At 64.7% G+C, this 18,363-nt stretch carries 16 protein-coding genes; 10 read left to right on the top strand and 6 right to left on the bottom strand.

The window, feature by feature from the left end:
• Positions 1-7: 7 nt before the first annotated feature.
• Positions 8-754 (bottom strand): 2OG-Fe dioxygenase family protein, encoded by a 747-nt coding sequence (locus tag AC1RNN_RS18470; RefSeq protein WP_493090715.1) that lies wholly within the window; start codon positions 752-754, stop codon positions 8-10.
• A gap of 135 nt (positions 755-889) precedes the next feature.
• On the opposite strand from AC1RNN_RS18470, the gene AC1RNN_RS18465 reads away from it, so the two are divergent.
• The 3 genes from AC1RNN_RS18465 to AC1RNN_RS18455 all read left to right on the top strand — a co-directional run bounded on the left by AC1RNN_RS18465 (position 890) and on the right by AC1RNN_RS18455 (position 3,193).
• Complete coding sequence (locus AC1RNN_RS18465; RefSeq protein ID WP_493090717.1) at positions 890-1,399, top strand: hemerythrin domain-containing protein; 510 nt, start codon at positions 890-892, stop codon at positions 1,397-1,399.
• 14 nt (positions 1,400-1,413) lie between these two features.
• On the top strand, positions 1,414-2,025 hold the full coding sequence (locus AC1RNN_RS18460) for a YitT family protein (protein ID WP_493090718.1): 612 nt from the start codon (positions 1,414-1,416) through the stop codon (positions 2,023-2,025).
• Between the two features lie 127 nt (positions 2,026-2,152).
• Positions 2,153-3,193, top strand: a complete 1,041-nt coding sequence (locus AC1RNN_RS18455; protein ID WP_493090720.1) for an NADP-dependent oxidoreductase — start codon at positions 2,153-2,155, stop codon at positions 3,191-3,193.
• Between the two features lie 83 nt (positions 3,194-3,276).
• On the opposite strand, the gene AC1RNN_RS18450 is transcribed toward AC1RNN_RS18455, so the two are convergent.
• Positions 3,277-4,299, bottom strand: a complete 1,023-nt coding sequence (locus tag AC1RNN_RS18450; protein WP_493090722.1) for a methionine synthase — start codon at positions 4,297-4,299, stop codon at positions 3,277-3,279.
• A 260-nt stretch (positions 4,300-4,559) separates the two neighbouring features.
• Between AC1RNN_RS18450 and AC1RNN_RS18445 the strand changes: the two genes are divergently transcribed.
• From AC1RNN_RS18445 to AC1RNN_RS18425, 5 genes are all read left to right on the top strand, one after another.
• Positions 4,560-5,594, top strand: a complete 1,035-nt coding sequence (locus AC1RNN_RS18445; RefSeq protein ID WP_493090724.1) for an amino acid ABC transporter substrate-binding protein — start codon at positions 4,560-4,562, stop codon at positions 5,592-5,594.
• A 116-nt stretch (positions 5,595-5,710) separates the two neighbouring features.
• Positions 5,711-6,889: an amino acid ABC transporter permease gene (locus AC1RNN_RS18440; protein WP_493090726.1), complete on the top strand. Its 1,179-nt coding sequence runs from the start codon at positions 5,711-5,713 to the stop codon at positions 6,887-6,889.
• 3 nt (positions 6,890-6,892) lie between these two features.
• Positions 6,893-7,996, top strand: coding sequence for an amino acid ABC transporter permease (locus AC1RNN_RS18435; protein WP_493090728.1), 1,104 nt, complete (start codon positions 6,893-6,895; stop codon positions 7,994-7,996).
• A gap of 18 nt (positions 7,997-8,014) precedes the next feature.
• Positions 8,015-8,758: an amino acid ABC transporter ATP-binding protein gene (locus AC1RNN_RS18430; protein WP_493090730.1), complete on the top strand. Its 744-nt coding sequence runs from the start codon at positions 8,015-8,017 to the stop codon at positions 8,756-8,758.
• Between the two features lie 2 nt (positions 8,759-8,760).
• On the top strand, positions 8,761-9,042 hold the full coding sequence (locus AC1RNN_RS18425) for a hypothetical protein (RefSeq protein ID WP_493090732.1): 282 nt from the start codon (positions 8,761-8,763) through the stop codon (positions 9,040-9,042).
• A gap of 16 nt (positions 9,043-9,058) precedes the next feature.
• Here AC1RNN_RS18425 and AC1RNN_RS18420 read toward each other — a convergent pair whose 3' ends face one another.
• Positions 9,059-9,769, bottom strand: a complete 711-nt coding sequence (locus tag AC1RNN_RS18420) for a M14 family murein peptide amidase A (RefSeq protein WP_493090734.1) — start codon at positions 9,767-9,769, stop codon at positions 9,059-9,061.
• Between the two features lie 219 nt (positions 9,770-9,988).
• Between AC1RNN_RS18420 and AC1RNN_RS18415 the strand changes: the two genes are divergently transcribed.
• Both AC1RNN_RS18415 and AC1RNN_RS18410 read left to right on the top strand, forming a co-directional pair.
• Complete coding sequence (locus AC1RNN_RS18415; RefSeq protein ID WP_493090736.1) at positions 9,989-10,507, top strand: flavin reductase family protein; 519 nt, start codon at positions 9,989-9,991, stop codon at positions 10,505-10,507.
• 9 nt (positions 10,508-10,516) lie between these two features.
• On the top strand, positions 10,517-11,884 hold the full coding sequence (locus tag AC1RNN_RS18410) for a TAXI family TRAP transporter solute-binding subunit (protein ID WP_493090893.1): 1,368 nt from the start codon (positions 10,517-10,519) through the stop codon (positions 11,882-11,884).
• 59 nt (positions 11,885-11,943) lie between these two features.
• On the opposite strand, the gene AC1RNN_RS18405 is transcribed toward AC1RNN_RS18410, so the two are convergent.
• From AC1RNN_RS18405 to AC1RNN_RS18395, 3 genes are all read right to left on the bottom strand, one after another.
• A complete protein-coding gene (locus AC1RNN_RS18405; protein WP_493090737.1) occupies positions 11,944-14,310 on the bottom strand; it encodes a DUF1631 family protein in 2,367 nt (788 codons plus the stop codon).
• Between the two features lie 47 nt (positions 14,311-14,357).
• Entirely contained in the window at positions 14,358-16,019 is a 1,662-nt protein-coding gene (gene ettA / locus AC1RNN_RS18400; protein ID WP_493090739.1) for an energy-dependent translational throttle protein EttA, read from the bottom strand.
• Positions 16,020-16,092: 73 nt separating this feature from the next.
• Positions 16,093-18,312, bottom strand: a complete 2,220-nt coding sequence (locus AC1RNN_RS18395) for a DUF1631 family protein (RefSeq protein ID WP_493090741.1) — start codon at positions 18,310-18,312, stop codon at positions 16,093-16,095.
• Positions 18,313-18,363 lie beyond the last annotated feature (51 nt).

Genomic DNA, 18,363 nt, shown 5'->3' with positions numbered 1-18,363 from the left:
GATTCGCCTAGCGGGCCGGCTCGCCCTGGAAGTTGCCGGCGCGCAGCGTCACCACCAGCGTGTCGCGCTGGCCCACGGTGGCCACCGGCTGGATGGGAGTGGATTCGTGAATCACGCGCGCATCGTCCAGCAACAGCAGAGACCAAGGCTCGACCAGGGTGAAGCGCTGGCCATTGGGCCCGGCGGCGTCAAAGACACGGGTTTCGCCGCCCTTGATGCCCGCGCGCCCGACCAAGAACACAGCCACCAGGTCCACGCCATCGCGGTGCGCGCCTTCGGGCGTGGGACGGCCTATGCCGTCGGTGGTGTCGATGCGGAACTGGTGCGCCTCGGTGTACCAGGGCTGGCGCCCCTTGAGCGCGCTGGCCACCTGACCCAGCCAGGCCAGCAGTTGCTGCCAGGCGGCTTGCGTCACCAGCTCGGGCTGCATGGGCTCGAAATGGCGCTGCATGCCGCCATGCAGGGCGTTGTATTCCACGGGCTGCCAGTGCGGGCGGTGCGGCGCCAGCGTCACGGCGGCACCCTCCACCACAAAGCAGGCATGGCGGCGGCGGCGGTAGCGGCCACCGTCGCGCAGGTAGTTGTCGGGGGGCAGCTCTTCCCACAGCGGGCGCCAGGCCAGCAGGGTGTCCAGGTTCAGCCCGGCCAGCGTGGCCACCTGCGCCGGTGCCACGACGGCATAGCCTTGGGTACGCAAGGTGGCGTCCAGGTCCTGGGGGGCGGCGATGGCGGGGGGCGGAAAAGAAAGCGTCATGGCGGGCATCAGCATACTGCCCTACAGGGGCTGCGCTGCATTATCGACCCAGAAGAGTGCATGGCGGCTGATGTGGGTCAAGACGCCCTGCGGCGCGGCTGGCTAATCTGGCGCATCCCTTTCTGGAGACGCCCCATGACCCTGACCGCACCTATCCCCGATACCCAAGACGCGCCCCTGCAATGGAGCGACGCGCTGGCCCTGGACATGCCCGTGATGGACGAAACCCACCAGGAGTTTGTGGCGCTGCTGGCCGAGGTGGTGCAGGCTCCGGATGCGCTGCTGCTGCCGCGCTGGGCCGCACTCATTGCCCACACGCAGGACCACTTTGACCGCGAAGACCAGTGGATGCGCGACACCGGTTTTGCCGCCAACAACTGCCACGCCACGCAGCACAAGATCATTCTGCAGGTGATGCGCGAGGGCGAGGCGCGCGGCCATGGCGGCGATCTGGCCGTGGTGCGCCAGATGGCGCACGAGCTGGGCCTGTGGTTTCCCCAGCATGCGCAGACCATGGACGCGTCGCTGGCACTGCACCTGCGTTCGGCTGGCTACGATCCGGCGACCGGCCAGCTGTCCCAGCCCGAACGCCTGCCTGCGCAGGCGATTCACGGGTGCGGCAGCGGTGGCTGTGCCCCCCACTGACCCCTGCCCACACCATGTCCATAGACCCCGCCGCCCTGCGCCACCGCCCTTTTGAAGACATCCTGGCCCTGCTGACGGGCACCACCTTTGTGGCGCTGGGGGTACTGATGTTCAAGCAGTTGGGCCTGCTGACGGGCGGCACGGCGGGCGTGGCCTTCTGGCTGCACTACGCCACGGGTTGGAATTTCGGCCTCATCTTCTTCGCCATCAACCTGCCTTTCTACGCACTGGCCTGGAAACGCATGGGCCGCGCCTTCACCTTCAAGACCTTTGCGGCGGTGGCCCTGCTCACGCTGCTGACCAATCTGCTGCCCCAATGGATGGGTTTCTCGCAGCTCCAGCCGCTGGCGGCCGCGCTGGTGGGCGGATCGCTCATGGGCACGGGCATGCTCATCCTGTTCCGCCACCGGGCCAGCCTGGGCGGCTTCAATGTGCTGGCGCTGTACCTGCAGGAGAGCCGTGGCTGGCGCGCCGGCCGCATCCAGATGGCGCTGGACGCCACCATCGTGCTGCTGGCCTTTGCCGTGACCGACTGGCAGCACATTGCCCTGAGCGTTCTGGGCGCCGTACTCCTGAACCAGACGCTGGCGACCAACCACCAAAAGGGCCGCTACATGGCGCACTGATCCAGGACTGTTTTAGGGCGAGCTCCCCACCGCTTGTCACCTAGGTTCCCCCGGCAGGCAGGGGCCGGCGCTACCATGCGCTCCCGGCCGGCACCCCGTGCCCGCCTCCCCTTTTACGGAGCCTGCCATGTCCCTCGCCAACCTAGTCAACCACCAGATCCGCCTGGCCGCCCGCCCCGTGGGCATGCCCACCGCCGCCAACTGGAGCCACACCACCGAACCCGTGGCCGAACCGGCCGAGGGCGGCGTCACCCTCAAGACCCTGGCGCTGAGCCTGGACCCCGCCATGCGCGGCTGGATGAACGAAGGCAAGAGCTACATCCCGCCCGTGGGCATTGGTGAAGTCATGCGCGCCGGTGGCGTGGGCGTGGTGGTGGCCAGCAAGAGCGACAAGTTCGCCGTGGGCGACCACGTGAGCGCGGGCTTTGGCGTGCAGGAATACATCACACTGGCGCCGGCCGACTTCAAGCGCGCCGGCCTGGTCAAGATCGATCTGCGCGCCGGCAGCCTCACCCAATGGCTCAACGTGCTGGGCATGCCCGGCATGACCGGGTACTTTGGCCTGATGGACGTGGGCATGCCCCAGGCCGGCGAGACGGTGGTGGTGTCGGGCGCGGCCGGTGCCGTGGGTCAGACCGTGGGCCAAATCGCCAAGATCAAGGGCTGCCGCGTGGTCGGCATTGCCGGTGGCCCGGCCAAGTGCGACTGGGTGGTGAAGGAGCTGGGCTTTGACGCCTGCATCGACTACAAGGCCGGCCCCGGCGCCGTACGCGCAGGCCTGAAGGAACACTGCCCTGGCGGCGTTGACATCTACTTCGACAACGTGGGCGGCGAAATCCTCGACGACGTGCTGGCCCGCATCAACCGCAAGGCCCGCATCATCATCTGCGGCGCCATCAGCCAGTACAACAACACGACCGCCGTGCAAGGCCCCAAGAACTACCTGAGCCTGCTGGTGAACCGCGCGCGCATGGAAGGCATCGTGGTCTTCGACTACGCCGACCGCTACCACCTAGCCGTGGCCGAAATGGCTGGCTACCTGAAGGACGGCCGCATGAAGAGCAAGGAAGACGTGGTGGTGGGCCTGCAGACCTTCCCCGACACGCTGCTCAAGCTCTTCAACGGCGAGAACTTTGGCAAGCTGGTGCTGGAAGTGGCCAAGGGCTAAGACATGTCACCGCGCGGAATGCTACGGTTTTAGTAGCTACCAGCGCATATTCCACGTGGGCTAGAGGCCTAAAATACTCTTGATCATGCCCCGTAGCGCTGCCGCGCCAGCGCGGCGCCCTGGGCCAGGGCTTCGAGCTTCTTAACCGCTACCTCCCGGCTCATGGGAGCGAGGCCACAGTTGGTGCAGGGGAAGATGCGGTGTTTGGGCACATGCTGCAGCGCCAGGCCAATGGTGTCGGCCACCTGCTCGGGGGTTTCGATCACGTCGCTGGCCACGTCGATCACGCCCACCATCACGTCCTTGTCTTTCAGCAGCGCCATCAAATCCGGCGGCACATGGGAGTGGTAGCACTCCAGGCTCACCTGCTGGATGCTGCTGGCGGCCAGCGCGGGGAACACCTGCGCGTACTGGCGCCATTCCTGGCCCAGGGTTTCCTTCCAATCGTTATTGGCCTTGATGCCGTAGCCGTAGCAGATGTGCACGGCCGTCGTACAGGTGAGGCCGCGCGCGGCAATCTCCAGTGCCTGCACCCCCCAGTCCACGGCGTCCTGCATGTAGACGTTGAAGCCCGGCTCGTCGAACTGGATGATGTCCACGCCATCGGCCTGCAGGGCCAGGGCTTCCTGGTTCAGCAACTCGGCAAAGGCAAACGCCATCTTCTTCTTGTCGCCATAGAAGCGGTCGGCCACGGTATCCACAATGGTCAGCGGGCCGGGCAGTGTGAACTTGAGTTTCTTCTTGGTGTGGGCGCGCGCCAGTTGCGCTTCAAACGCATGCACGCGGCCCTTGAGGCGCAGCTCCGCAACGACCTGGGGCACCTGCGCGTCGTAGCGGTTGTTGCGGATGCCCATGGTGACCTTGTTCTCGAAGTCGATGCCCTCCACCTGCTCCAGAAAGCCGTGCACAAAGTGCTGGCGGCTTTGCTCACCGTCGCCCACCACGTCCAGCCCCGCGTCTTCCTGCGCCTTGATCCATAGGAGCGTGGCGTCGGCCTTGGCTTGCTGCAACTCGGGGCCGGCCAGCTTCCATTGCGGCCAGAGTTTTTCGGTTTCGGACAACCAGGCGGGTTTGGGCAGGCTGCCGGCGATGGCGGTTTCAAACATGGGGGCTCCTTGGAAGCGATACCCGTTGGCGCAGGGCTGGTACGGGCTTGCACGGTGACCGCGCATGGCATGGATTCTGCTAATTCCACGCACTATGGGCGGGCGCCGCAAGGCATTAGATTATGAGTTTTCTGTATTTGCGCCGATGGTAAACCCGCATGGGCCGCCCCCATGACGGCGCTACAGTTCAGCGTCGGAAACGGGTGGCACACACCACAGTGGTGCAGGCCGCCAACTCAATTCATATGGAGAGGACTTTTATGCAGATCAAACGACTGAAAACACTGGCCACCCTGGTTGCCGCACTGGGCGCCGTGCTGGCCGCCCCCGCCCACGCCGGCAAGACGCTGGACGCCATCAAGGCCCGTGGCCAGGTGGTGTGCGGCGTGAACACCGGCCTGGCCGGCTTTGGCGCAGCCGACTCCAGCGGCAAGTGGACCGGTCTGGATGTGGATGTCTGCCGTGCGCTGGCCGCCGCCACCCTGGGCGATGGCGAAAAGGTGAAGTACGTACCCCTGAACGCGCAGGCCCGCTTCACTGCGCTGCAGTCCGGTGAAATCGATGTTCTGTCGCGCAACACCACCTTCACGCTTACCCGTGACGCCTCCCTGGGCCTGACCCAGACTGCCGTGACCTACTACGACGGCCAGGGCTTCATGGTGCCCGTCAAGAGCAAGCTCAAGAGCGCCAAGCAGCTCAAGGGCCAGACCGTGTGCGTGCAGTCCGGCACCACCACCGAAAAGAACCTGACCGACTACTCCAAGGCCAACAACCTGGGCATCAAGCCCATCGTGTTCGAGAAGCTCGAAGCCGCCGAAGGCGCTTACTTCTCCGGCCGCTGCGTGGCCTACACCACCGACGCCTCCGGCCTGGCGTCCACCCGCAACAAGGTAGCCAAGAACCCTGCCGACCACATCATCCTGCCCGAGCTGATCTCCAAGGAGCCCCTGGGCCCCATGGTCCGCCGTGGTGACGACGAGTGGACCACCATCGTGAAGTGGGTGATCTATGGCCTGCTGGAAGCCGAGGAATACGGTGTGACTCAGGCCAATGTGGATGAGCTCAAGGGCAGCAGCAAGGACCCGGTCATCGGCCGCCTGCTGGGCTCCACCGAAGACACCGGCAAACTGCTGGGTCTGGACAAGGAATGGCTGGCCCGTGCAGTCAAGACCACCGGCAACTACGGCGAAATCTTCGAACGCAATGTGGGTCCCAAGTCTGCACTGCAACTGCCGCGTGGACTGAACAACCTGTGGAACAAGGGCGGCGTGCAGTACGCACCTCCGGTTCGCTGAGTTGAATCTGCGAAGCGGTTTCTGACTGACTTTGCATAGAAAAAGGGCAGCCGCAACACCTTGCGCTGCCCTTTTCTTCAAGGCTTGCGAGTTTTCCCGTTCACCCAAGGGCTGCCATGTCCACTCCCTCTTCCCCTCCGCCCAAAAAGTCGTGGTCCTGGCGCAGCCAGGCATTCCGCGGCCTGCTCTACCAGGTGATCGCCGTCGTGGTGGTGCTGGCCACGGTGCTCTACCTGGCGCACAACACCACCACCAACATGAAGCTGCGTGGCATCCAGAGCGGCTTCGACTTTCTCTCCAGCCCGGCGGGCTTTGACATTGGCGAGAGCCTGTTTGCCTTCGACTCGGGTGAGTCCTACTGGCGCGCCTACCTGGTGGGCTTCGTCAACACCCTGCGTGTGGCCGTGGTGGGCATCATCCTCACCACCATCCTGGGTACGCTGATCGGCGTGGGCCGCTTCTCGCGCAACGCGCTGATCCGCGGCCTGTGTACCGCGTACGTCGAATTCTTCCGCAACATCCCGGTGCTGCTGCAACTGCTGATGTGGTACCTGATGTTCACCGAGGTGCTGCCCGCTTCCAGCGAACCGCTGTCAGTCGGCCCCGTCTTCCTGAGCAAGGGGGGCATCAACTTCCCCATTCCCGAATGGACTACCGGCCATGTCTGGGGCGCCTGGGGCCTGCTGGCTGGCATGGCGCTGGCCTGGGGCTACCGCCGCTGGGCCCGCGCAGCCTTCGAGGCCACAGGCCGGGCCAAGAGCATGTTCTGGGTGCCGCTGGCGATTGTGTTGGGAACCGGCCTGCTGGGCTGGCTGCTGGGCGGCGCGCCCATGGCCATGAACGTGCCGGTGCAGGGCGAGTTCGCCATCGAGAACGGCGGCGCGCTCACCCCCGAGTACCTCTCCGTGCTGCTGGGCTTGACGGTCTACACCGCGGCCTTTGTCTCCGAGGTGGTGCGTGGCGGTATCCAGTCGGTGGCGCTGGGCCAGTCCGAGGCTGCCGCCGCCCTGGGCCTGTCGCGCGGCCACACCATGCGCCTGGTCATGCTGCCGCAGGCGCTGCGCGTGATCATTCCGCCCATCACCAACCAGTATCTGAACCTGACCAAGAACTCTTCGCTGGCCGTGGCCATCGGCTACCCCGATGTGGTGTCGATTGCCAACACCGCCATCAACCAGACCGGCCGCGCCGTGGAGTGCATCGCCATCATCATGCTGGTCTACCTCAGTACCTCGCTGTTCACCTCGATCACGATGAACTGGTACAACGCCCGCGCCGCCATCAAGGAACGCTGAACCATGAGCGCACACACCTTTGAACCCATTGCGGCACGCCCGGCCCCGGTCAAGACCGAGGGGCTGGTGGCCTGGATCCGCCACAACCTGTTTGGCGACTGGAAGACCTCCCTGGGCACGGTCATCGTGCTCGCCGTCCTGCTCACCTTTGTGCCGCGCCTGCTGGGCTGGGCCCTGGTGCACGCGGTCTGGGTGCCCAATTTCGATGCCTGCCACGTCGAGGGTGCGGGCGCCTGCTGGGGCGTGGTGGCGGAGAAGTTCCGCATCATCATCTTTGGCCGCTACCCCTTCGAGGAGCAATGGCGTCCGCTGATCGCCACACTGCTGCTGCTCACGCTCCTGGTGTGCAGCTGCATGCGCGCCTTCTGGAAGGCCTGGCTGGGCCTGGCCTGGGTGGCCGTGCTGGGCTTTTTCTTCGTCGTCATGTACGGCGGTGTACTGGGCCTGAGCCGGGTGGACACCGACCGCTGGGGCGGCCTGCCACTCACGCTTCTGCTGTCTTCGCTGTCCATGGCCATGGCCTTCCCGATTGCGCTGCTGATCGCACTGGGCCGGCGCTCGCGCCTGCCCGCCATCAAGAGCTTCTGCACCATCTATGTGGAGCTGATCCGCGGCGTGCCGCTGATCTCGGTGCTGTTCATGGCGTCGTTCATGTTCCCGCTGCTCATGCCGCAGGGCTTTTCCATCGACGTGCTGGTGCGCGTGCTGGCCGGCATCACGCTGTTTGCCGCGGCCTATATGGCCGAGGTGATTCGTGGTGGCCTGCAGGCCGTTCCCAAGGGGCAGGTGGAAGCCGCGGCCACGCTGGGCCTGTCCTACTGGCAAACGCAGCGCAAGATCGTGCTGCCGCAGGCCCTGGCCATGGTGGTGCCGGGCATCATGAACAACTTCATCTCCACCTTCAAGGACACCTCCCTGGTCACCATCGTGAGCCTCTATGAGCTCACCGGCGCCATGAGCCTGGCCCTGAACTCGGATGCCGACTGGCGCCCCTACAAGATCGAGGGCTACCTCTTCATCGCCCTGATCTACTTCGCATTCTGTTTCTCCATGTCGCGCTACAGCCTGTGGATTGAAAAACAGGTCAACAAGAGCAAGCAACGCTAAAGAACGCCAAGGATTCCCATGTCTGAACCCATCATCACCTTCAACAAAGTCAACAAGTGGTATGGCAATAACTTCCATGTGTTGCGCGACATCGACCTGACCGTCACCAAGGGCGAACGCATCGTGGTCTGCGGCCCCTCGGGCTCGGGCAAGTCCACGCTGATCCGCTGCATCAACCGGCTCGAAGAACACCAGCAGGGCCAACTCGTGGTCGATGGCGTGGAACTCACCGACGACATCAAGGCTATCGACGACGTGCGCAAGAAAGTCGGCATGGTGTTTCAACAGTTCAACCTATTCCCCCACCTCACGGTGCTGGAGAACCTCACGCTCTCGCCCATGTGGGTGGGCAAGATGCCCAAGAAGGAAGCCGAGGAGAAGGCCATGCACCAGCTGGAACGCGTGCGCATTGCCAACCAGGCCGACAAGTACCCGCTGCAGCTCTCGGGCGGCCAGCAGCAGCGCGTGGCGATTGCGCGCGCCCTATGCCTCAAGCCCAAGATCATGCTGTTCGACGAACCCACCTCGGCGCTGGACCCGGAGATGATCAAGGAAGTGCTGGACGTGATGATCGAGATGGCCAACCAGGGCATCACCATGGTCTGCGTGACCCACGAAATGGGCTTTGCCAAGGCCGTGGCCGACCGCGTGATCTTCATGGACCAGGGCCAGATCGTCGAGCAGAACACGCCGCACGAGTTCTTCAACAACCCGCAGAGCGAGCGCAGCAAGGACTTTCTCTCCAAGATCCTGGGCCACTGACGGTGAGCGCCGCACACGCCCAACTGGCCACCGTGGCCACGGCCCTGCAGCAGTTGCAGGCCGGCAGCATGACGCCGCATGCACTGTCGGCCCTGGCACGCACGCAGGATGCCTTGCTGGCCGCCTTGCCGCCGCGCTACGGAGAGGTGCTATTGCAGCTGCTGGACCGGCTGGAATCCAGCGCCCTGTTCAGCGAAGAAAGCTGCTCCTTCAGCCAGACCGACCTGCTGGCCAACCTGCAGGTCTGGCTGGAGAAAGCAGGCGGGCAGCTCCAGCCCGCATGAAAGCCGGGGCCACGGCCTAGTGGGAATGGGCCGCCGTCACGCTGGGGCCCAGGCGCTCACTGGTCCAGCGCAGCAGGTCCATCCACATCTGGCGCGTCTCCGCATCCTGCGGCATGCGCGAGGCACTGGGCAGTTCGATGGTCACCACCGGCACCCGCTTGTGGATGCCGCCGTAGTTGCCCAGTGAGCCCGGGAAGATGCCCACCTGGTCCAAATACAGACGCCCCAGCTTGCTGGGGGGCACGGACGGGCCGTCAAAGTCCAGCACGCCGTAAGGCGCATGCACGCTCACGATGAGGTTGGGCTTGAAGCTGTCCATCTGCTCCAGCAAAAAGCGCGACTCCGGCTCGGACAGTGGCTTGTTGCCCGGCCAGCGACGCGGGTCGCGTTTGGTGCGGGTCTCCCAGTACTCCTTGGCATCGCGTGCCCAGTTGGGGGTAGGGAAGTTACGGTTCAGGTCCACGCCATTGGCATTGGTGCGCCGCGAAGGTTTGGCAAACAGACCATCTGGATTGAGCGAGGGCACGAAACGCCAGTGGATGTTCAGGGACATGTCCGAGGGCGGCTTCTGGGCTAAGCCAATCCAGTGGAATACCAGCGAGCTGGAGGACATTTCATCCCCATGGATACCGCCCACCACGAGGACGCGGAAGTTCGCCTCGGCGGGCTGAATGTCCGTGCCCCAGAGCGTGCGGCCCTTGACCGAGCGGCCCTGCATGTCACGCATATTGGCCGCCTCGCACAGGGCGGGCGTTACATTCGGAATTTTGGAAGAATAATCGGCACAAGCCCGCGTGGAATTTGCGTGAGCAGCTACTGAAACCATAGCAACCAGCAGCGGCGCCAGAAATTGAAATCGCATGCAGCCATTGTAGGTGGCACACCTGGTCGCACTTTCGCCCCCATGTGTGACGAATTGCACACCAAAAGCAGTTAAATTGCGGGGATGCGCTCTCCCACCCTGTCGCCGCAAGCGCGCCCGCCCGAGTTTTCGCCTGCCGAGTTCCGCCAGGCCCTGGGCATGTTTGCCACAGGCGTCACCATCGTCACGGCCCGCACCGACAGCGGTGCCTTGGTCGGCCTCACCGCCAATTCCTTCAATTCCGTGTCCCTTGCGCCGCCGCTGGTGCTCTGGAGCCTGGCACGCAGCGCGGGCTCCATGGCGGCCTTCAGCGCGGGCTCGCACTACGCCATCAACATTCTGGGCGCCGAGCAGCAGGAACTGGCCCGCCAGTTCGCTGCGCGCGACACCGACCGCTACGCGGGCGTGGACTACACACTGGGCACCAGCGGCGCACCGCTGCTGGCTGGCGCCGTCGCTACCTTCGAGTGCTTCAACCGCAGCCGCTATGAAGAAGGCGACCATGTGATCTTCGTGGGTGAGGTGGAGCGTTGCGCCCACCGGGCCGGCGCCTCTCCCCTGCTCTACCACGGTGGACGCTTTTACACCGAGCACCCACTCTAGGCCATGCACCTGCCCAAGACCCTGCGCTATGTGCTGCTCGCGCTACGCGACCTGCTGACCTCGGCCAGCCCTTTTGTCATCGCTGCCGCCGCACTGCTGTGGCTGGCCTACTGGTGGCTGGATCCCATGCCGCCCAAGAAGATCACGCTGGCCACGGGCCCGGCGCAAAGCGCCTATGCCGATTTCGGCCAGCGCTACGCCAAGATCCTGCAGGCCAGCGGCATCGACGTGGAACTGCTGCCCACAGAAGGCTCTTCGGCCAACTTGGCACTGTTGCGCTCCGGCAAGGCCGACGCCGGTTTTGTGCAAGGTGGCACCAGTGCGGCTCTGACAGAGGACGAAGATGCCGAATCCCTGGTGACGCTGGGCAATCTGTTCGTAGAGCCGATCTGGCTGTTCTACCGCACTGCCTCTGCCAAAGCCGTAGTGCCCAGCGGCCAGCTCAATTCGCTGACCCAGCTGGCGCACATGCGTGTCAACGTGGGGGCTACCGGCAGCGGCGTGCCCACGCTGATGCAGACCCTGCTGGACATGAACCGCGTTGCGCCCAAGAGCATCACACTGTCACGGCTGGAGCAGACCCCCGCTACCGTGAAGCTGCTGGAGGGCCAGCTTGATGCCATCGTGTTTGCCTCGGCCCCAGAAGCACCGATGGTGCAGATGCTGCTGCAGACCCCGGGTATCCGCCTGCTAGATTTCCAGCAGAACGAGGCCTACGCACGCCGCCTGCCCTTTGTGAGTCCGGCCACCCTGCCCAGTGGCATCGTGGATCTGGCACGCAAGCTGCCCGCACACGATGTGCGACTGATTGCCACCACCACCAGCATGCTCGCCCGCGAAGACCTGCACCCCGCCCTGCGCCAGTTGCTCGCGCAGGCCGCCACCCAGCTCCACGGACAGGCGGGCTGGTTCAACAAGACACGGGAGTTCCCCAACGCCGGCAATGCAGAGTACCCGCTCGCACCCGAGGCAGAGCGCACCATGCGCACCGGCACACCCTCGCTGCAACGCTACCTGCCCTTCACGCTGGCCAACCTGATCGAGCGCATGTGGCTGGCCTTGGGCATCATCATTGCAGTGCTGCTGCCGCTGGGCAAGATTGCGCCACCGCTGTATGCCTTCCGCGTGCGCTCACGCGTGTTCCGCTGGTATGCGCAATTGCGCGAGATCGAGGAGCGGTTCGACGAACAAAACGCCAGCGCCGCCGAGCTGCTGGAAGAACTCGCCACACTGGAGGCCCGGGTAGAGAAGGTGATCGTGCCGCTCTCCTACACCGACGAGTTGTACACGCTGCGCCACCACATCGGACTGGTACGCCAGCGCCTGCTGGGCACCGAGCCCGCAACAGAGGCCAAGTCCGCGCCGGGCCGCCCCTAGCGGACTTAGCCCCCTCGGGGGGCAGCGACCCGCATCGCGGCGGAGCGTGGGGGCCTTCCTTACAGCGTAGAGTCCACGCTGTTGCGCATGGCCTGCTGGGCCACGGCATCCAGCGCACCATCCACCACCGGCTGCGCCGAGATCACGCGCAACTGCCCCGCAGCGACCAACTTGTCGTGCGTACGGCGCGTCATGGACTGGGTGGTGCCCTGCACGCTGGTAAAGAGGAACAAGGTGCCATGCGGGCTGGCCCAAGTCAGCTGGGTCCGCACCCATTCGCCGTTGGTCATCAGCTCCACCCACGCGCCCAGCGGCAGCGCACCGCGTGCGGCGGCTGGTGTATCGACCACAGAGTCTGGAACCGTCGTGGGCTCCTGAGTGGCGGCATCCGCCGCTTCGGACTCGGGCACGTCCGGCATTTCGATGAAGTTGGAATCGCGCGCTTCCTCCGGCGCCACCCAGGGGTCGCCATCTTCCACCGGCCGGACCTTGGGCAGACTGGGAGCCGGCGGTGCCGGTTCCGGCGCGGGCTCGGACTTCGCAGCAGAGCGGAAAATCTGCTGGTGAAGCCCCATGAGGGACTCCAGGAAGGCGCTGGTCTTGGTCGTGGGGTAGTGAATGGTCTCCAGCCCCTCCCGCAGGGTGCTGATCAGCAAGGGCACCAGACGGGTGAGCTTGGCCACATTCTTGCGGGCCAACTCCGGGTGGGTACTCCAGAGCATGGCCGAGATCAGGGCCTGGTACTTGTCTGCTGCGCTGGAGCCTGCGCCACCCAGCAGCCGCGCCTGCGCCACCACCTGGGCCCAGGGCCCGCACAAAAAGGAAATCACCACATCCGGCACCTGGGCAGCATCCGGATGCGAGTCAATATCGCGTGCAATCTTCTCGGCCAGCAGATTGCGCTGCTCTGCCTTTTGCAGAGCCTGTACCGCCTGCGCACTCGCGGCCTCGCGAACTCGGGCCGCTGCCTCCCAAGAGGCACGCAACTGCCCCAACACGATCTCGAAGGGCTCCGGCCCCTGCACATCCACCTCAGCCATCGGGGCCACGGCGTCACGCACCTCCTGGTAGAAGGCGGCGAACCCGTTGGTACTTTCCGATGTGAATGCCAAGCTGCGGTGAATCAGCTCCTGCATCAGCGCACGTGCTGCGTGCTGCTTGTCTGTAAAGAGGCGCGGGTCCACCAGCGCCAGACGCATCAGCGCGGGCTCCAGGCTGCGCACCAGCTCCTGCATGGGCGGAAGCAGGCGCGGGTCGCGCGCGATGTTGTCCACCATGAGGTTGACCACCTCCAGGCTCAGCGCCTGGGCCACACTCTTGGCGCTGCGACGTATCGCCTCGCTCACGAGTTGCGTCCCACCGGCCACAGCCGGGCGCGCAGGCGCATTGCGGCGCTGCTCCAGGCGTTGCACCACGCGGTCCACTTGCTTCATCTCGGTCAGTGCTTCCAGCGCAGCCGGCATCGTGGCGGCGTAATCGCCATCGTGGGAGGCGTGGGCGGCCAGCATGTCTTCGCCTTCGAACTCGCGCGCAAACTGGCGTGCAAAGGCTTCCATGCGGTGCGGCGTGCCCTGCTGATCCAGCTCACCCGCCAGCAGGCGGCGCAGCCGGTCCAGCGTCAACAAGGCAGGATCGGCCGGCCGGCGTGTGCGTGGCGCATTGGCCATCTCACTGGCGATGAGTGCCTCACGCTCGGCACTGCCAGGTGCGCCCTGCGACATCGTGCTGGCCGAGCCGCGACTGGCGCTGCCACTGGCTGTACCGCCACCCGGCGTGGGCACGACGGCATAGCCTGCGGCCACCACACCCTGGCTGCGCATGCGCCCGGCCAGACGGATGTAGAGGTCGCGCAACTCGGCACCGAGGGCCACGCCCATGGTGTTGAGCCAGTCCACGCGCAGGCCAGAAGGAATCGGCGCGCGTTCGACCACGCGCTTGAGCGCCTGCAGGTAGGCCTCCGGGCGCAACGGGTTGCGCTCCGGGCGCACCGTGGCCAGCCCCAGCGTGGAACAAATCAGGGTATTGAGTTCGGCCAGGCTGGCCTCGGCCGCGAGCAGCGCCATTTGCTGGTTGCGTGCCATGGTCACGCTCTCCTGCACCTGGGCCTCGTCCATCAATTCGAGCTGGTCGAAATGCACATCGGCCATGTTCAGCACCGTCGCTTTAGCTGGTGCGAGAGGTGCATTGAAGGTGCTGAGCAGTTCGCGCGGGTATTGCTCGCAGAGCTCGGGCTCGCGCGTGTTGAGCAGCTTGAGCGCATTTTCATGGAGCTCACGCTCACGAAAGTCGCGTGCATTGAGCATGCGCTCGTGCAGGGACTTGCGCGTGGCCCCAACCAGCTTGCCCATGATGGCCTCCCCGCCCGCCGCCGCGTCCTCTATGGTGGCCTGGTAGAGGGCGGCGTATTGTGCGGAGGGCTGGGTCATGGTGAGGCTCTTCTTCTTTCAGCGTTCCAACAACGGGGTTTGTATTTTTATTTGAGGGCTTTGTAGCGCACCCGCTTCGGTGCGGCTCCATCTTCACCCAGGCGCTTCTTCTTGTCGGCCTCGTACTCCTGATAGTTGCCGTCAAAGAAGGTCCACTGGCTGTCGCCTTCGGCCGCCAGGATGTGGGTCGCAATGCGGTCCAGGAACCAGCGGTCGTGGGAGATGACCAGCATGGTGCCGGCGAATTCCAAGAGCGCGTCTTCCAATGCGCGCAGGGTTTCCACGTCCAGATCGTTCGATGGTTCATCGAGCATCAGCACGTTGCCGCCCGCGATCAGGGTCTTGGCCAAGTGCAAACGGCCGCGCTCACCACCGGAGAGCATGCCGACCTTCTTCTGCTGGTCACCACCGCTGAAGTTGAAACGTCCACAGTACGCGCGGCTGGCCATCTGGAACTTGCCCACGTTGATGATGTCCAGTCCGCCCGACACGTCCTCCCAGACCGTTTTGTCGTCCGACAGGTTGTCGCGGCTCTGGTCCACAAAGGCCATCTTGACGGTGGAGCCGATCACGACTTCGCCAGAATCCGGCTGCTCACGGCCCGCAATCAGCTTGAACAGCGTGGACTTACCGGCACCGTTGGGGCCGATGATGCCGACGATGGCGCCGGCAGGGATGTTGAAGCTCAGGTTGTCGATCAGGACGCGGTCGCCAAAGGACTTGGTCACGCCCTTGAATTCGATCACCTGGCTGCCCAGGCGGTCGGCCACGGGGATGAAGATTTCGTTGGTTTCGTTGCGCTTCTGGTATTCGTAGTCGCTCAGTTCCTCGAAACGGGCCAGACGGGCCTTGCTCTTGGCCTGGCGCGCCTTGGGGTTCTGGCGTGACCATTCCAGTTCCTTCTTCAGGGCCTTGGCACGGGCTTCTTCACCCTTTTGCTCAGCTTCCAAACGGGCGCCCTTTTGGGTCAGCCAGTCAGAGTAGTTGCCCTTGTAGGGAATGCCAGAGCCACGGTCCAGTTCCAGAATCCACTCGGCTGCGTTATCCAGGAAGTAGCGGTCGTGGGTAATAGCGACGACGGTGCCGGAATAGCGCTGCAGGAACTGCTCCAGCCAGTCTACTGATTCGGCGTCCAGGTGGTTGGTCGGTTCGTCGAGCAGCAGCATGTCGGGCTTGGACAGCAGCAGGCGGCACAGTGCGACGCGACGCTTCTCACCGCCGGACAGCACGCCGATGTTGGCGTCCCACGGGGGCAGGCGCAGCGCGTCGGCGGCGATTTCCAGTTGGTGCTCCGAATCCGTACCGGCGGTGGCGATGATGGCCTCCAGCTCGGCCTGCTCAGCGGCCAGTGCGTCAAAGTCAGCGTCTTCGGCGCCGTAGGCGGTGTAGACCTCTTCGAGGCGGGCCTTGGCGGCAAACAGCTTGCCCATGCCCGCTTCCACGCTTTCACGCACGGTCTGGGTGGGGTCGAGCTGGGGTTCCTGCGGCAGGTAGCCGATGTTCAGGCCGGCCATGGGGATGGCTTCGCCTTCGATTTCCTTGTCCACACCGGCCATGATCTTCAGCAGGGTGGACTTGCCTGAACCGTTGGTACCCAGCACGCCGATTTTGGCGCCCGGGAAGAAGCTCAAGGAGATGTCTTTGAGAATGTGGCGCTTGGGCGGCACGATCTTGCCGACGCGGTTCATGGAGAAAACGTATTGGGCCATTGCGATTCGATTTTTCAGCGATAAACCGCCATTATCGACTGCCTCACCCCAAAATCCGCCCGCAAGCCGGGTTTCAGACCGGATCCGCGCCTTTTTCCAGGTCGTTGCGCAATGCGGCCTGGGCGACGGCATCCAGTGCGTTGTCCATCACATGGCCGTCCGACACCAGCTGGATCAGGCCCATGCTGCGCAGGCGATCCATGGTGCGGCGCGACATGGAGTGCGCAGCCCCGCCAGCCGACGTAAACATGAACAAGGTACGGTGCGGGCTAGCCCAGGTGAGCTGCGCCCGCACCAAGACACCATCGAGCGCCAGATTCACCCATGAGCCAGTACCCAGGCTCTCGGCCGTCCAATCCTCTCGCACCGGGGGCATTGCCACCTCGGGTGCCCCGGACACGGGCGGCGGCAACTCGGCATGCTCGTGCATAAAGCCCGAATCGGCCGCCTCTTCGTCGGCCATCCAGAAGCCGTCGTCGGGCAAGGCCTCCAGCACAGGCCCCGCCTCGGTCGCAACATCGGCTGGAACGCCGGACTCCTGCGACACACCGCGCCCGGCCTCAAAGGCCAGCTCATGGATGCTGATGAGTCCGTCAAAAAATGGCGGAATGCGGTCTTCGGGGTAGTCGATGCGCTGCAGCCCCTGGCGCAGCTTGACCAGCATCTGCGGCACCATGTCCACCAGGCGGGCCCGGTGGCGCCGGGTCAGGCGCAGCTGCACGCTCCAGATCAGGTCGTCCACCAAGGCCAGATAGCCATCGGCGTCCTGGGTGCCGTCGGTTCCGCGCAGTTGGGACTCGGCTACCACCTGGGCCCAGGGGCCGCGCAGGAAGTTGACCACCAGTTCGGGCACGCGCTTGTTGCCCACGCGCTCCATGAAATCCACCGTGAGGCGCTGGGCCAGCATGTTGCGCTGCTCGGCATGCAGCAGCGCACGCGCCGCCTCTTCGGCACGCTGGCGGTGCTGGGCTTCGTCCTGCGTCCACCCTTCTTCGAGCTTGCGCAGCAAGCGGGCAAAGGCATTGGCATCGCCCTCGCCCCCCACCAGCACCTGTACGGCGTTGTCCAGCGTCTTCTGGAAACGGGCGTAGCCCTCTTCCCCTTCCGAGGTGAACGCCAGACTGCGGTTAGTGAACTTATCGAGGAACTGGCGGGCCGGGTGCTTTTTGTCACTGAAAAAGCGCGGGTCCGTGTAGGACAACCGCAGCAATACTGGCTCCAGCACCTTGAGGTTGTGGCGTATGGGGGCCAGCATGCGGCTGTCTTGCATCAGGTTGTCCAGCATGAGCCGCACCACCTCTTCGCCCAGCTGGCGCCCCAGGGCCTTGCTACGCACGGTCTCGCGCGCTGCGCGTGCCGCCTCGCCGCCCACCTTGCCCGGCGCCAGCACCGGGGCGGCTTTGCGGGCCCTGTCGGTAAGGCGCTTCATCATGGGCTCGACCAGCTTCATGTCCTCCAGCGCTTCGAGCGACGCAGGCACGGTATGGCTGAAATCCTGCCCGCCCGGGGCTCCGCCACGGGGATCGAGCTCACCGGAGAGCAAACGGCGCAGCTTGTCAAAGGTGAGCAAAGTACGCGTCACGGAATTGCCGGTCGCCTTGTTGGCCCCGCCGAAAGCGCCGACACCCGTGGTGCCGGCCACAGACTCCACGCCTTGCGAGCGCATCCAGTCCACCACTTCACGGTACAGCTGGGCCAGGGCGCTACCCAGCAGACTCGCGGCCGGCCCCATGACGCTGGCGCGGGCCTCGTCCGTCGGAATGCATTGCGTAAACGATTCGCGCAAAGCGTGGACAAAGTTCTCGGGCCGCAGCGGGTTCAACTGCGGCTGCACACTACTGAACCCCAGCAGGCTGCTGACCAGACCGTTGAGTGCCGGCAACACCGACTCCACCGCCAGCATCACCTCATGTTCCGTCATCGCCAGTTCGATGTTGGCGTCGATCTGCTCTTCTTCGAGAAACTGGAAATCGTCAAACCGCACCTTGGCGGGACTGGGCTTGCGCCGGGATTCGCCACCATAGACCGCTGCGCGCAGTGTGGCGGAGAACACCTGCTGGAGCTGCGCCTTCTGCGCAACCAAGCCCTCCACCACCGTGCGACGCTGCGGGTTCATGCGTGCGTGCAGACCCTTGTTGCGCTCCTCCGAGGTAGCGAGCTCCAGGCCGGTTACCAAGTCCTCAACCAGGGCGTCCGCCTGTTCCAGCACGGCCTCGATGCAGGCCTGCAAAGAAGGCTTGCTAGTCCCCGGATCGTGGGCAACGCCCAGGCGCCGCAACAGGTATTTCTTCATGGTCGCCCATTCTCCACCGGGCCGGGCGCGGATGCCAGCCACAAGACAGTT

The organism is Rhodoferax sp. GW822-FHT02D07 (assembly GCF_058802405.1).
The sequence above is the reverse complement of the archived record's forward strand: the minus strand, read 5'-3'. Positions and strand labels throughout refer to the sequence as shown.

What these genes read in the sequence shown, in the direction of transcription:
- AC1RNN_RS18470 (WP_493090715.1), bottom strand. Translation starts at nt 754, where the DNA reads ATGACGCTTTCTTTTCCGCCCCCCGCCATCGCCGCCCCCCAGGACCTG.
- AC1RNN_RS18465 (WP_493090717.1), top strand. Translation starts at nt 890, where the DNA reads ATGACCCTGACCGCACCTATCCCCGATACCCAAGACGCGCCCCTGCAA.
- AC1RNN_RS18460 (WP_493090718.1), top strand. Translation starts at nt 1,414, where the DNA reads ATGTCCATAGACCCCGCCGCCCTGCGCCACCGCCCTTTTGAAGACATC.
- AC1RNN_RS18455 (WP_493090720.1), top strand. Translation starts at nt 2,153, where the DNA reads ATGTCCCTCGCCAACCTAGTCAACCACCAGATCCGCCTGGCCGCCCGC.
- AC1RNN_RS18450 (WP_493090722.1), bottom strand. Translation starts at nt 4,299, where the DNA reads ATGTTTGAAACCGCCATCGCCGGCAGCCTGCCCAAACCCGCCTGGTTG.
- AC1RNN_RS18445 (WP_493090724.1), top strand. Translation starts at nt 4,560, where the DNA reads ATGCAGATCAAACGACTGAAAACACTGGCCACCCTGGTTGCCGCACTG.
- AC1RNN_RS18440 (WP_493090726.1), top strand. Translation starts at nt 5,711, where the DNA reads ATGTCCACTCCCTCTTCCCCTCCGCCCAAAAAGTCGTGGTCCTGGCGC.
- AC1RNN_RS18435 (WP_493090728.1), top strand. Translation starts at nt 6,893, where the DNA reads ATGAGCGCACACACCTTTGAACCCATTGCGGCACGCCCGGCCCCGGTC.
- AC1RNN_RS18430 (WP_493090730.1), top strand. Translation starts at nt 8,015, where the DNA reads ATGTCTGAACCCATCATCACCTTCAACAAAGTCAACAAGTGGTATGGC.
- AC1RNN_RS18420 (WP_493090734.1), bottom strand. Translation starts at nt 9,769, where the DNA reads ATGCGTGACATGCAGGGCCGCTCGGTCAAGGGCCGCACGCTCTGGGGC.
- AC1RNN_RS18415 (WP_493090736.1), top strand. Translation starts at nt 9,989, where the DNA reads ATGCGCTCTCCCACCCTGTCGCCGCAAGCGCGCCCGCCCGAGTTTTCG.
- AC1RNN_RS18405 (WP_493090737.1), bottom strand. Translation starts at nt 14,310, where the DNA reads ATGACCCAGCCCTCCGCACAATACGCCGCCCTCTACCAGGCCACCATA.
- ettA (WP_493090739.1), bottom strand. Translation starts at nt 16,019, where the DNA reads ATGGCCCAATACGTTTTCTCCATGAACCGCGTCGGCAAGATCGTGCCG.
- AC1RNN_RS18395 (WP_493090741.1), bottom strand. Translation starts at nt 18,312, where the DNA reads ATGAAGAAATACCTGTTGCGGCGCCTGGGCGTTGCCCACGATCCGGGG.